We start from the raw sequence: 12,853 nt of genomic DNA, 5'->3' as shown, positions 1-12,853 counted from the left end.
CTCTTGTATAATAGATGGGTCAGGGGTGAACTTATGATACAAAGTAAGATGAAATGGCAGTTTACATATAATGAGAATGTCGAAGGATTCGAGGTTCAGCAGGGACTAACTTCGCTAACCCAGCAAATGCTTGAGAAGCGCGGAATTGTTGAGCCAGACGCTGTGGAACAGTTTTTGAACCCCTCTATTGATTATTTACATGATCCATTTCTAATGGAAGGAATGGAGAAGGCAGTAGAGAGAGTTAAAACCGCAATTCATCGGGAAGAATCCATTCTTGTCTTTGGAGACTATGATGCGGACGGTGTAAGTTCAACAACTTTAATGATGGAAGCCTTAAGAGAAGCTGGAGCGTATTGTGACTTCTATATACCGAACCGCTTTACAGAGGGATATGGACCAAATGAAGAAGCGTTCTTATTCGCAAAGGATTCTGGATATTCCGTTATCATTACAGTAGATACCGGAATTGCAGCCATCCATGAAGCTGAAGTAGCTAAACAGCTAGGAATAGATCTGATTATAACTGATCACCATGAAGTTCAAGAAGTATTACCAGATGCCTATAGCATTATTCACCCAAAAACGTCCAGCCGGTACCCATTTCAAGAATTGGCGGGCGTAGGTGTTGCTTTTAAATTTGCGGAAGCTTTACTTGGAAGATTCCCTAAGGATTATCTGGATCTGGTCGTCATTGGAACCATTGCTGACCTGGTTCCGCTTCAGGGAGAGAACCGAGTACTTGCTTCAATGGGACTTGCAGCTATTTCGCGCTCAAAGCGCCCGGGGGTAATGGCTTTGCGTGAAGTTTGCGGCATCGAGGGTGAGATGAATGAAGAAACGATTGGATTTACCATCGGCCCTCGTATGAATGCTGTAGGACGCTTGCAAGATGCTACGCCGGCAGTAGAATTGCTTCTATCTAAAGACAGGGAGGAAGCTCAGCAGATTGCTTCATTTATTAATCAGATTAACCAGGAACGCCAGAAAATAGTGGCTGAGATTGCCAAAGAGGCTGAAGAACTGCTATCTTCAAGGTCTGAAAATCTTGAAAACGTAATTGTGGTTGCTAAGGAAGGTTGGAACCCGGGAGTCTTAGGGATTGTTGCATCTAAACTTGTACGTCAATTCGACCGACCTGCTATTGTTCTGGGAATTGACCCTGAAAAGGGAGAAGCAAAAGGGTCTGCTCGAAGTATCGATGCGTTTGATCTCTTTGCTAATTGTATGGAGGTCAGGGACCGTTTTCTTCATTTCGGAGGTCATGCCCAAGCGGCAGGAATGACTTTAGAAGTAGAGAAAATTGACGAACTAAGAACAGCATTGAACGATCTCGCAGAGCAAAAATTAACGGAGGATGACTACCAGCAAGTATTGGATATTGAAGCCACTCTTGAACTGGGGGACATCTCTATAAAACAAATTGAAGAAATCGATCAGCTCCGGCCTTTTGGGATGGGAAATCCTAAACCGCTATTTCATTTAATGAATACTCCTAAAGAGCTCAGGCTAATCGGAAGTAAAAAAAATCATTTGAAATTGCAATTTCAAAAAGAACAGTCACGAGTGGATGGTATTGCCTTCGGTATGGGAGATGTTTATCCGCACCTGACTCCTTCAGACCCTTTAGAGGTAGTCGGAGAATTGGGAATTAACGAATGGAATGGTCGAAAAAATCTTCAGATTATGGTGAAAGATTTACGTGTGAATGACTGGCAGTTATTTGATCTGAGGGGATCAAAGCATGTGGAGAAAAAACTTGTAGTACCTGCAAATGAGTATTATGCAGCGGTATCATTTCAGGGAGAATTGAATGCACCTCACAATATTCCTGTGTACACCCCGGAAGGGTTTACAGAGGGCGACATGGTTGATGGACTATTGTTATTAGATTTACCTGAGCGGATAAGTCAATTAGAGGAACTTCTCAGTCGTGTTTCTGTAAGTAAAGTTTTTGCCTGTTACCGTCTGGAAGAAAGCACCTTTTTAAAAACCTGGCCGACCCGTGATCATTTCAAATGGTTTTATGGTATGCTGTTGAAGCGTAAGGAATTCAATCTTAGACAGGAAGGTGAACAGCTGGCTAAGAGAAAAGGCTGGGATCACTCTATGGTTGAATTTATTTCGAAGGTGTTTTTTGAACTTGAATTTGTTAGAATAAAAGATGGAATTGTAACGATAAATTCAAAACCTTCGCAGAAAGATTTAAAAGAATCTACCTTATATAAAGAGCGTGAAGAGCGTATATACATGGAACAAACCTTGTATTATTCCACTTACAAGGAGTTAAAAGAATGGTTCAATAATTATTTGAACCAGAGTTCCAAGCATTCCAAGGAGGAAGTAGTTAATGGATTATAAAGAACATATCGCTATTGTAGAAAACTGGCCTAAAGAAGGCATTCAATTCAAGGATATTACTCCTTTGATGGACAACGGTCCAGCATTTAAATCGGCGGTGGACGATATCGTTGATTATGCAAAAGATAAAGAAATAGACATCGTAGTTGGACCTGAGGCACGCGGCTTTATTGTCGGCTGTCCTGTTTCCTATGCTTTAGAAATTGGTTTTGCTCCTGTCCGTAAAGAAGGGAAGCTTCCAAGAGAGACGATCAAAGTAGATTATGGCCTTGAATATGGCAGTGATATCCTTACGATTCATAAAGACGCTATTAAACCAGGTCAGCGTGTCATGATTGTGGATGATCTCCTTGCCACGGGGGGCACAATTGAAGCGACGATTAATCTTGTAGAACAGCTGGGCGGAGTGGTTGCCGGCTGTGCTTTCCTGATAGAACTTACGTATTTAGATGGACGCAGTAAGCTTGATGGGTACGATGTATTAACATTAATGCAATACTAACTTAGAAAGAGTGCCCTCAAATAGGGCGCTCTTTGTTTTACAGGTGAGGGGACAGCATCTATCTCTTTACATTTCACCTGCTTTTTTTGATAATATAAATCAAATATCTTTTTAAAGAAAGTCTACAGAAACCAGGGTGATTGAATGGCGAAAGATACAGTTCTAACAGCTGAAGAAGTAATAGAACAAGCAAGCACATACTTGAATGAGGATGACCTTGCCTTTATTCGCCGTGCCTATCAGTTTGCTGAAGAGGCACACAGCGACCAGTTCCGTAAATCCGGGGAGCCTTATATAATCCACCCTATTCAGGTGGCAGGTATTCTAGTGAACCTGGAAATGGATCCGGAAACGATAGCAGGAGGGTTTCTTCATGATGTAGTTGAAGATACAGAAGTGAGTATTGAAGAAATAGAGAAAGCCTTCAATACGGAAGTATCTATGCTAGTCGATGGGGTTACGAAGTTAGGTAAAATTAAATACAAATCTAAAGAAGCTCAGCAAGCGGAGAATCACCGGAAAATGTTTGTGGCAATGGCCAAAGACATCCGTGTTATTCTTATCAAGCTGGCTGACCGCCTTCACAATATGAGGACGTTGAAGCACCTTCCTGCTGAAAAGCAAAGAAGAATTTCCAATGAGACTTTGGAGATTTTTGCTCCTTTGGCTCATCGTCTTGGTATATCTACAATCAAATGGGAGCTCGAAGATACAGCGCTGCGTTATTTAAATCCACAGCAATATTACCGGATTGTACACCTAATGAAACAAAAGCGTAACGAGCGGGAACATTACATTGAAGAAGTTATTGATGAGATCCGCAGTCAGTTGAAGGACGTTAATATTGATGCAGATCTTAATGGAAGGCCTAAGCACTTATACAGTATTTATAGAAAAATGGTTTTGCAGAATAAACAATTTAATGAAATTTATGACCTGCTTGCTGTTAGGATTACGGTAAACAGTATAAAGGACTGTTATGCTGTTCTTGGGATCATTCACACTTGCTGGAAGCCGATGCCTGGTCGCTTCAAAGATTATATTGCTATGCCAAAACCTAACCTTTATCAATCTCTGCACACGACTGTAATTGGTCCAAAAGGCGATCCTTTGGAAGTTCAAATCCGCACCCATGATATGCATGAGATTGCTGAGTATGGCATTGCTGCCCATTGGGCTTATAAAGAAGGGCGTCAAAGTACGGCGGAGCAATCGTTTGAAGAAAAACTGACCTGGTTTAGAGAGATTTTGGAGTGGCAAAGTGAAACTCATGATGCCGAAGAGTTTATGGAATCTTTGAAAGTCGATTTATTTTCAGATATGGTCTATGTGTTCACACCAAAAGGGGATGTAATTGAGCTGCCTTCTGGTTCTGTCCCTATTGATTTTGCTTATCGTATACACACCGAAGTTGGAAATCAAACGATCGGGGCAAAAGTAAACGGTAAAATGGAACCCTTAGATTATGTTCTTAATACCGGGGACATTTTGGAAATCATGACTTCCAAACACTCCTATGGACCATCCAAAGACTGGATTAAACTGGCTCAGACTTCTCAGGCAAAAAATAAAATTAAGCAGTTTTTCAAAAAACAGAGAAAAGATGAAAATATCGGGAAAGGAAAAGAGTTGGTTGAGAAGGAAATTCGGAATTTCGGAATTCAGCCTAAAGATGTACTTACTCCTGATAATTTAATTCGTGTTTCTGAGAAGTTCAATTTCAGCAGTGAAGATGATATGTTTGCTGCTGTAGGTTATCAAGGAATTACAGCTGCCCAAATCGCAACCAGGATTACAGAAAGATGGAGAAAACAGAAACAAAAACAGCAGAACCTGGAACAAACATTGGCGGATGTAAGTACTACTGAAATTAAAACGCCCGCTAAGAGCGGTAAGAAAGATTCAGGAGTGCGTGTGGAAGGAGTAGACAACTTGCTCGTTCGGTTGTCTAAATGCTGTAACCCTGTACCTGGTGATGATATCGTGGGATACATTACGAAAGGGAGAGGTGTTTCTGTTCACCGAACGGATTGTCCTAATGTGAAAACGGAAGAAGCACAAACCCGGCTTCTTCCTGTTCAATGGGAAACGTCGGTCACGGATTCAAAACAGTACCATGTTGACCTTGAAATATGGGGATATGACCGCAGAGGACTTCTGAACGAAGTTCTGCAGGCAGTTAATGAGACGAAAACTAATATTACCGCGGTTTCTGGTAAATCCGACAGAAACAAGATGGCCACCATTCATATTACAATTCTGATCCAAAACACAAGTCATCTACGGAGAATTGTGGAGCGTATCAAGCAGATTCAAGAGGTTTATACGGTCCGACGAGTTATGCAGTAATCGGACGCAAAAGGGGTGGCATTGAAATGAAAGCAGTGGTACAGCGTGCTTCAAGAGCGAGCGTAGAAGTCAATAACGAGGATGTTGGTTCAATTCAAAAAGGACTAGTCGTTCTTCTTGGAGTGACTCATGAAGATACAGAAGAAGATGCAAGGTATTTAGCTAAGAAAATTCCTTACCTGAGAATTTTCGAAGATGATGATGAAAAAATGAACCATTCACTTGTAGACTTAGGTGGGAAGCTTTTGTCTATTTCTCAATTCACTTTGTTTGGAGATTGCCGTAAAGGCCGTCGCCCAAATTTCATGCAGGCAGCAAAACCTGATCAGGCCAAAGAACTCTATGAAACGTTTAATCATATGGTCGAAAATGAAGGTGTTGGAGTCGAAACAGGAGAATTTGGCTCTATGATGAATGTTGCCTTGACTAACTCTGGTCCAGTAACGTTGATATTGGACAGTAAAGAAAGATAAGAAGATAAAGCCCTGGAAGTCGTTATAAACTTCCAGGGCTTTATGTTTCGTTTTGGATATTTTGATAATTTAATTTGAGAAGTACCGAACTAACCCTCTTGTTATTCCCTGGCCGACAGTTGTGTGATAAGAAGGCGAGGTCACTACACCTTCCTCAGACTTATTGGAAATGAAGCCAAGTTCTAAGAGTACAGCGGGTTTGTTGTTTTCGCGTAACACATGAAAATTTCCAAGTCTTACCCCTCTGTCTGTCAAACTAGTTTCATGAACCATTTCCTGCTGAATCAATGACGCAAGATGTTTATCTTTAAAGTGATAATAGTAGCTGCTGATTCCATTTGCAGAAATATTTACAGGGGAACTATTAAAATGGAGGCTGATGAAAGCGTCAGCGTGTGATTTTAGAGAATGATAATTGCGAACTGCAAGCGCTAAATATTCATCTTTCTTTCGCGTTAATATAACATTTGCTCCCTGACTTTCCAGCTGTTGTTTCAAAGCATTAGCGGTTTGTAACGTTAAGTCTTTCTCCAAGATTCCTGTGAAACCAATAGCTCCGGGGTCACGCCCGCCATGGCCGGCATCAATTATGATGGTTTTACCATTCAGAGTAGGTTCAGGATCGGAAGCAGTTTCATAATTTACTGCCTGCTTCTGCTGGGTTTTTACAATCCAGTCTGCCACAAAAGCCTTCTGATTCTGAAAACGGATCTCATACCATGAACCTTCTTTTCCGATAATTTTAAATTCCTCGTTCTTATGTCCGCGCCCCAGAATAGAGGCTTCTGTTGAAGGACCGCTTCTAATATTAGTGCCATTGTAATTCAACGATAAATGTGAGTTTTCCTTATTATCAATAGTTTGATTGTTTTTCTGAACCAGCCATCCGGCTACCCAGCCCTGACGATCATTACTGAGTTGAATTTGAACCCATTGCCCCTGTTCATTTATGTATTCATAAACTTCATCTTTATGAACCTGGGTAAATTGTTCATGGTTTGTCCCTGGACCGCTTCTAACATTGACCACATCCTCTTTGACGATCATCTGATCGGCATAGACAATGAAATCATTTGAACTAAGAATTCCGAAAATTAGAACAAGTAACATAAAACATGTTTTCTTCATATTAATTTCACCCCCTTATTTTTTGGCCACGTGTATTATTCGACAGGCATGATAAACGTACCTGCCCAAGGAATTAAAATATAGTAATAAATATTTTAGAGAATGGCTTGACATCCTAATGAAAAAGCCTATATGATAGTAATCAATTCTATAATGATACGACTAAAACCATTGAGGGAAAAAGTAGCCCATTCCCACGTAACCAGAGATGGAATGCCAGATAGGCTGGAAGCATTCCTTTATGATGGATGGATGAAAGACATTTCTTAGGTTCTGCATCGAAATAAAGTAGGTGTAGACGTACCGCAGGCGTTAACTGTCTTTGAGTGGAAGCTGAATGCTTCAATCAGGGTGGCAACGCGGGTAAATCCCCGTCCCTTTTCCTATTGGCAGGAAAAGGGGCGGGGGTTTTTTTATGGTATTTTATGGTGGAAAGTATAAAGGAGGAGTATTAATGAGTATAAATGCCCCAAGAGGTACACAGGACATTCTTCCTGGCGCCTCAGAAAAATGGCAGTATGTAGAGAAAAAATTGGTGGACTTGTGCCGCCGCTATCACTATAAAGAAATTAGGACTCCTATCTTTGAACATACAGAGTTATTTCAACGTGGAGTGGGAGATAGTACAGATATTGTCCAGAAAGAAATGTACACATTTGAGGATCGTGGGGGGCGAAGTGTTACACTGCGCCCTGAAGGAACGGCTTCGGTAGTGAGATCTTTCGTTCAAAACAAAGTGCATGGGTCACCTAATCAGCCGACAAAATATTTTTATATAGGTCCTATGTTTCGATATGAGCGACCTCAGCAAGGAAGACAGCGACAATTTGTCCAATTTGGAATTGAAGCTCTCGGAAGCGATGATCCAGCGATAGATGCTGAAGTTCTGGCGCTGGCTCTTGATTCTTATCGCGAAATGGGATTAAGTTCCTTACGTCTTGTGTTAAACAGTCTTGGAGACCTTGAGAGCAGAGAAGCTCACAGAAACGCACTGATTCGGCATTTTGATCCACATCGCGATGAATTATGTGCAGATTGCCAAGTCCGTCTTGATCAAAACCCGCTTCGGGTTTTAGATTGCAAGAAGGACAGAGATCATCCGGCTATGGCAACGGCACCATCTATCCTGGATTATTTAAATACGTATTCAAAAGAATACTTTGATAAGGTGAAAGAGTATCTAGATGTGATGGGTATCGAGTATGAAATCGATCCTAATTTGGTCCGCGGGCTGGATTATTATAATCACACCGCTTTTGAAATTATGAGCGACGCTGAAGGGTTTGGAGCGATTACAACCCTGAGCGGCGGCGGACGCTACACTGGTCTCGTGGAAGAAGTTGGAGGTCCAGCTACTTCCGGCATTGGTTTTGCCATGAGTCTGGAACGATTATTAATGGCTCTGGAGGCTGAAGGTGTTGAGCTTCCGATCGATGAAGAGCTGGATTGCTATCTGGTAGCTTTAGGCGAAGAAGCAGAGAAGGTTTCGGTCCGTGTGGCTTATCAATTGAGAAAAGCGGGCATTCAGGTAGATAAAGATTACCTGGGCAAAAAAATGAAAGCCCAGTTTAAAACCGCCGACCGCCTTGGTGCAAAATTTGTACTTATTCTGGGTGATCGTGAAGTTGAAGAAAATGTGATAAATGTGAAAGATATGGTAAGTGGAGAGCAAAAAGAAATCCCACTGGATGATATTGAAAACCATATGAAGAAACAGTTGTTAGGAGGCGAATAAATATGGAACGTGTGCAGAGCGGATCTTTACGTAAAGACCATTTAGGTCAAGAAGTCACTTTGAAAGGCTGGGTGCAAAAGCGCAGGGACCTGGGAGGTTTGATTTTTATCGACCTGCGCGACAGGTCCGGACTTGTTCAGGTAGTATTTAATCCGGAAACATCTGAGGAAGCATTAAATACTGCTGAAAATGTTCGCAGTGAATACGTACTGGAAATAATAGGAGAAGTAGTCGCCAGGGATGAAAAGACGATTAATCCGAGTATCGGCACAGGAGAAATCGAGTTGGCAGCTCAATCTGTTACGATTCTAAACAAAGCGAAAACACCGCCATTTATGATTGAAGAACAGTCCGAAGTTTCTGAGGACCTTCGTTTGAAATATCGCTATCTTGATCTTAGAAGAAAGGAAATGCAGGAAACCTTTAAGCTTCGTCATCAAGCCACCCAATCCATCCGTAACTTTTTAAATGAAGAGGAATTCCTGGAAATGGAAACTCCTATGCTTACAAAGAGCACGCCGGAAGGAGCAAGAGACTATCTTGTACCAAGCCGTGTACATGAAGGACAGTTTTATGCATTACCTCAATCACCGCAGTTATTTAAACAAATGCTGATGATGTCTGGTTTCGAAAAGTATTATCAGATTGCCCGTTGTTTCCGCGATGAGGATTTACGCGCGGACCGACAGCCAGAGTTTACGCAAGTGGATATTGAAACATCGTTCATGTCTAAAGATGAAATTATGACTATGACCGAACGCATGATGACAAGAGTAATGAAAGAAGTTAAAGGAATCGAGATTTCTACTCCATTTCCAAGGATGTCCTACGAAGAGGCTATGGAGCGTTATGGGTCAGATAAACCCGATACACGATTTGGTTTAGAACTTGTAAACTTGTCGGAAGAGGTTAAGAATTCTGGATTCAAAGTATTCAGCGGGGCTGTTTCTTCAGGTGGTCAGGTTAGTGCCATTAACGTTGAAGGTAAGGCTGATGAGTTCTCTCGTAAAGATATTGATAAAATGACGGAAGATGTTAAAGTTTACGGAGCAAAAGGACTAGCATGGCTTAAAGTAAAAGATGGGGAATTGAACGGACCTATCGCTAAATTCTTTACAGAAGAAGAAGCGTCTCTAATTAAAGCGAAGACAGGAGCAGCAGACGGAGATCTTCTACTATTTGTAGCCGATAAAACATCAGTTGTATATGATAGTCTTGGAGCACTGAGACAGAAGTTAGCCCGTCGTCTTGATTTAATCGAAGAAGATCGCTTTAATTTCTTGTGGGTTACCGACTGGCCGCTGCTGGAGTACGATGAAGAGGAAGAGCGATACTTTGCAGCTCATCATCCATTTACGAAACCAGTGGAAGAGGATATGGACCAGCTGCACAAAAATCCTCAGAATGTACATGCAGAAGCCTACGATATTGTATTAAATGGTTATGAACTGGGCGGAGGTTCGCTGCGTATCCATCAAAGAGAGGTACAGAATCAAATGTTTGAAGTACTTGGATTCAGTCAGGAAGAAGCGGAGGAACAGTTCGGTTTCTTACTTGAAGCTTTAGAATATGGAGCACCGCCTCATGGAGGTATTGCCCTTGGATTTGATCGATTTGTTATGCTTCTTGCCGGTCGTACGAATCTTCGTGATACCATTTTATTTCCAAAGACAGCTTCAGCAACAGATCCAATGACCAATGCACCAGGAAGTGTAAGCAAGGCTCAATTAGACGAGCTTCACCTGCAATTAAAGCCTGAAGAATAAAACGAAATTCTGTTTTAAATCTAGCTTGTTATTGTTGATAAGGATATATATATATGCTATGATTGTTTTACAAATTAAACGGATCAATCCTGATGTGTACGTTGTTCGAATGTACGTTTTGACCGAACATTTTTGAAACGGGAGCCCGGTGTTTCCATACGGAATGCATGCCTCTTAACCATCACTGATGGGAGGACGCAGGAAGTGTGGAACAGGGCACCCACCTGCCTGGAGCGGGTTCAAAACTCATGATACAACGGCACAATTGGGATTGGTCTTTTAATTTACTTACATAAGAACAAAAAAAAGAAGCCCGAGAGGGCTTCTTTTTTTATCTTGCCACATTTTCCAGATTACCGTTTTTCTCCATACGGAACTGAGGTTTATAAGCATAGTCCTGTTCTTCAAACATGACCATTTTTCTTGCTCGATCCATAATTTGGATTAATGCCTGGTAATCTTCTGTCATAGTTTCTAATTGTCTATTTAACTGCTGGTTCTGATCTATCAGTTGCTTATTTTGTTCTTGAAGCTCGAGCAATTGTTTTTTAGCTGAATCACTGCCCGAGGTTTCTTTTTGAAGGTTTTTCAAGAATCGAATGACATCAGAGAGCTGGATCTCGGGTTCTGGCTGATAGTGCATCGCTGGCTGCTCACTCACAATCTTACTTTCTTCGAATATAACAGGTTCTTCTGCAGGTTCTGACTCATAAGTCATACGTGCAGGTATTTCTTTGTAAACGGGCTTTTGGTGGGCTTCGTTACGTTTCTTCTCTTTTCTTTGCTTTTTAGCCAGTTCTACGGCTTGCTCATATTTTTGACGAACTTCGGCATTCCATCTGAATCCGCAAGCAGCGGATGTACGGTTTAAGGAATCTCCTACTTCGTCAAACGCTTTTAATTGGGTGCTTCCTTCACGAATATGACGAAGAACCGTTTCTGCTAGTAATAAATCATCTTCATGAGACCATGCATCTTGTCTTACTTTAGGCATATTTTCCACTCCTGTATGTTTTTCCAGGTTTGTATGATAAAGCTCTTTTTTAAGTTGGAATGCTTTGCTTTGTCCACACCTAGAAAAGTAGTTTTTCAGATTTAGTTGTAGTGTAGCCAACAGAAAGTGGAAATATACTTAAGTAGATTTACGATTTTTTATTTTTGTCCATACCTGCTGAAGAGCTTGTTCAAATTTTCCGGTGGCTTTTGGTTCGTAATACGTGCGGTTCTTAATGGTGTCAGGTAAGTATTGTTGATCCACCCAGCCGTTTTCAAAATTGTGCGGATACTGATATTCTAGTCCTCTGCCTAATTGTGAGGCTCCCTTATAATGAGAGTCTTTCAAATGGGCAGGAACTTCTCCACTTTTACCGTTTCGAATGTCTGATAGGGCTGCATCGAGTGCTTTATAGGCACTGTTTGACTTAGGGGACAAGGCAAGTTCCGTAACGATAACTGACAAAGGAATACGGGCTTCGGGAAAACCAATTCTTTCTGCTGCCTGTATAGCGGAAAGTGCTCTTGGGCCAGCTTGGGGGTTGGCAAGCCCGATGTCCTCATAGGCAATGACCACAAGCCTGCGCCCAATACTATCGAGATCTCCGGCTTCTATCAAACGTCCAAGGTAGTGAAGAGATGCGTCTACATCGCTCCCTCGAATTGATTTCTGAAAAGCGGAAAGTACATCATAGTGGGCATCTCCATCCTTATCATGAGAAAAGCTTTTCTTTTGCATACACTCCTCAGCAATTTCCAAGTCAATAGGGATACGTTTGTCTTCCATAGGGGTGGAGAAAGCGGCAAGCTCTAGTCCATTCAAGGCGGCTCTAAGGTCTCCGTTCGCCGCATGGGCAAAATGATCGACAGCCTCGGAGGTAAGTTCAAGTTCTAAATCTCCAATCCCCTGTTCTTTATCTTCTATGGCGCGTTGAATCGCTTGTTTAATTTCATCAGGAGTGAGTTTGTAAAGTTCGAATAGATGGCAGCGGCTCCTGATCGCTGGATTAATGGAATGATATGGATTACTTGTCGTACAGCCGATTAGAGTTAATCGATTACTCTCAAGATGAGGAAGCAGAAAATCCTGCTTTGCTTTATCCAGGCGATGGACTTCATCAAGGATGAGGACGAGCTGCCCATGCATCTTGGCTTCTTCAACAGCAATTTCCATATCTTTCTTTTTGTCCGTTACTGCATTTAAATTTTTGAAGGGGATTTTTAGACTTTTAGCTAGTGCGGTAGCCATCGATGTCTTACCCGTCCCGGGAGGACCGAATAGGATCATGGAAGCCAGGCGATTCGCTGTTATCATCCGGTGGATCGTTTTACCTTCGTCCACCAGGTGGGACTGTCCAATGATTTCGTTTAAATTGGAAGGACGCATGCGGAATGCGAGTGGTTGCTGGCTCATACATCAAGCTCCTTTTTAAGTATGTTTATGCTAAAGTTAATTGCTGATTTTTATAAGATGATATTCTGTTATACGTTACGTAGAAAGGGAATGCGTACTTCTTCGCGCTTCTTGGCTCGACATGAGTGTGGA

Annotated in this window: 9 protein-coding genes, 1 other RNA gene and 1 other annotated feature; of the genes, 7 read left to right on the top strand and 3 right to left on the bottom strand. The window is 41.8% G+C overall.

The features are described 5' to 3' along the window. The first annotated feature begins 33 nt into the window (after positions 1–33). From recJ to dtd, 4 genes are all read left to right on the top strand, one after another. Positions 34–2,361: a single-stranded-DNA-specific exonuclease RecJ gene (recJ, locus tag HBHAL_RS12855; protein ID WP_014643867.1), complete on the top strand. Its 2,328-nt coding sequence runs from the start codon at positions 34–36 to the stop codon at positions 2,359–2,361. Next, positions 2,351–2,863 (top strand): adenine phosphoribosyltransferase, encoded by a 513-nt coding sequence (locus tag HBHAL_RS12850; RefSeq protein ID WP_014643866.1) that lies wholly within the window; start codon positions 2,351–2,353, stop codon positions 2,861–2,863. The genes recJ and HBHAL_RS12850 overlap by 11 nt, the downstream gene beginning before the upstream one ends. Positions 2,864–3,007: 144 nt before the next feature. Then, positions 3,008–5,212, top strand: a complete 2,205-nt coding sequence (locus HBHAL_RS12845; protein WP_014643865.1) for a RelA/SpoT family protein — start codon at positions 3,008–3,010, stop codon at positions 5,210–5,212. A gap of 26 nt (positions 5,213–5,238) precedes the next feature. After that, complete coding sequence (dtd, locus tag HBHAL_RS12840) at positions 5,239–5,685, top strand: D-aminoacyl-tRNA deacylase (protein ID WP_014643864.1); 447 nt, start codon at positions 5,239–5,241, stop codon at positions 5,683–5,685. Positions 5,686–5,754: 69 nt separating this feature from the next. Here dtd and HBHAL_RS12835 read toward each other — a convergent pair whose 3' ends face one another. Further along, positions 5,755–6,813: an N-acetylmuramoyl-L-alanine amidase gene (locus tag HBHAL_RS12835; protein WP_014643863.1), complete on the bottom strand. Its 1,059-nt coding sequence runs from the start codon at positions 6,811–6,813 to the stop codon at positions 5,755–5,757. A 162-nt stretch (positions 6,814–6,975) separates the two neighbouring features. Next, positions 6,976–7,195: a binding site (T-box leader), on the top strand. Between the two features lie 72 nt (positions 7,196–7,267). Between HBHAL_RS12835 and hisS the strand changes: the two genes are divergently transcribed. The 3 genes from hisS to ssrS all read left to right on the top strand — a co-directional run bounded on the left by hisS (position 7,268) and on the right by ssrS (position 10,590). After that, positions 7,268–8,548, top strand: a complete 1,281-nt coding sequence (gene hisS, locus HBHAL_RS12830) for a histidine--tRNA ligase (RefSeq protein ID WP_014643861.1) — start codon at positions 7,268–7,270, stop codon at positions 8,546–8,548. 2 nt (positions 8,549–8,550) lie between these two features. Beyond that, the gene (gene aspS / locus HBHAL_RS12825; protein ID WP_014643860.1) at positions 8,551–10,314 is read left to right on the top strand and encodes an aspartate--tRNA ligase; all 1,764 of its coding nucleotides are present in this window, start codon (positions 8,551–8,553) and stop codon (positions 10,312–10,314) included. Positions 10,315–10,397: 83 nt separating this feature from the next. Then, a non-coding RNA gene (ssrS, locus tag HBHAL_RS20600) (6S RNA) lies at positions 10,398–10,590 on the top strand. 55 nt (positions 10,591–10,645) lie between these two features. Here ssrS and HBHAL_RS12820 read toward each other — a convergent pair. Next, complete coding sequence (locus HBHAL_RS12820) at positions 10,646–11,308, bottom strand: RsfA family transcriptional regulator (protein WP_014643859.1); 663 nt, start codon at positions 11,306–11,308, stop codon at positions 10,646–10,648. Between the two features lie 138 nt (positions 11,309–11,446). Continuing rightward, positions 11,447–12,721 carry a replication-associated recombination protein A gene (locus tag HBHAL_RS12815; protein WP_014643858.1) on the bottom strand — a complete coding sequence of 425 codons (1,275 nt, stop codon included), beginning with the start codon at positions 12,719–12,721 and terminating at the stop codon, positions 11,447–11,449. Positions 12,722–12,853 lie beyond the last annotated feature (132 nt).

Origin of the sequence: Halobacillus halophilus DSM 2266, assembly GCF_000284515.1 — a bacterium.
GTDB classification, from domain to species: domain Bacteria; phylum Bacillota; class Bacilli; order Bacillales; family Halobacillaceae; genus Halobacillus; species Halobacillus halophilus.
The sequence above is the reverse complement of the archived record's forward strand: the minus strand, read 5'-3'. Positions and strand labels throughout refer to the sequence as shown.

Excerpts from the sequence above, each read along its gene's own strand:
- HBHAL_RS12835 (WP_014643863.1), bottom strand. The coding sequence starts at position 6,813 with ATGAAGAAAACATGTTTTATGTTACTTGTTCTAATTTTCGGAATTCTT.
- HBHAL_RS12850 (WP_014643866.1), top strand. The coding sequence starts at position 2,351 with ATGGATTATAAAGAACATATCGCTATTGTAGAAAACTGGCCTAAAGAA.
- HBHAL_RS12820 (WP_014643859.1), bottom strand. The coding sequence starts at position 11,308 with ATGCCTAAAGTAAGACAAGATGCATGGTCTCATGAAGATGATTTATTA.
- recJ (WP_014643867.1), top strand. The coding sequence starts at position 34 with ATGATACAAAGTAAGATGAAATGGCAGTTTACATATAATGAGAATGTC.
- dtd (WP_014643864.1), top strand. The coding sequence starts at position 5,239 with ATGAAAGCAGTGGTACAGCGTGCTTCAAGAGCGAGCGTAGAAGTCAAT.
- aspS (WP_014643860.1), top strand. The coding sequence starts at position 8,551 with ATGGAACGTGTGCAGAGCGGATCTTTACGTAAAGACCATTTAGGTCAA.
- hisS (WP_014643861.1), top strand. The coding sequence starts at position 7,268 with ATGAGTATAAATGCCCCAAGAGGTACACAGGACATTCTTCCTGGCGCC.
- HBHAL_RS12815 (WP_014643858.1), bottom strand. The coding sequence starts at position 12,721 with ATGAGCCAGCAACCACTCGCATTCCGCATGCGTCCTTCCAATTTAAAC.
- HBHAL_RS12845 (WP_014643865.1), top strand. The coding sequence starts at position 3,008 with ATGGCGAAAGATACAGTTCTAACAGCTGAAGAAGTAATAGAACAAGCA.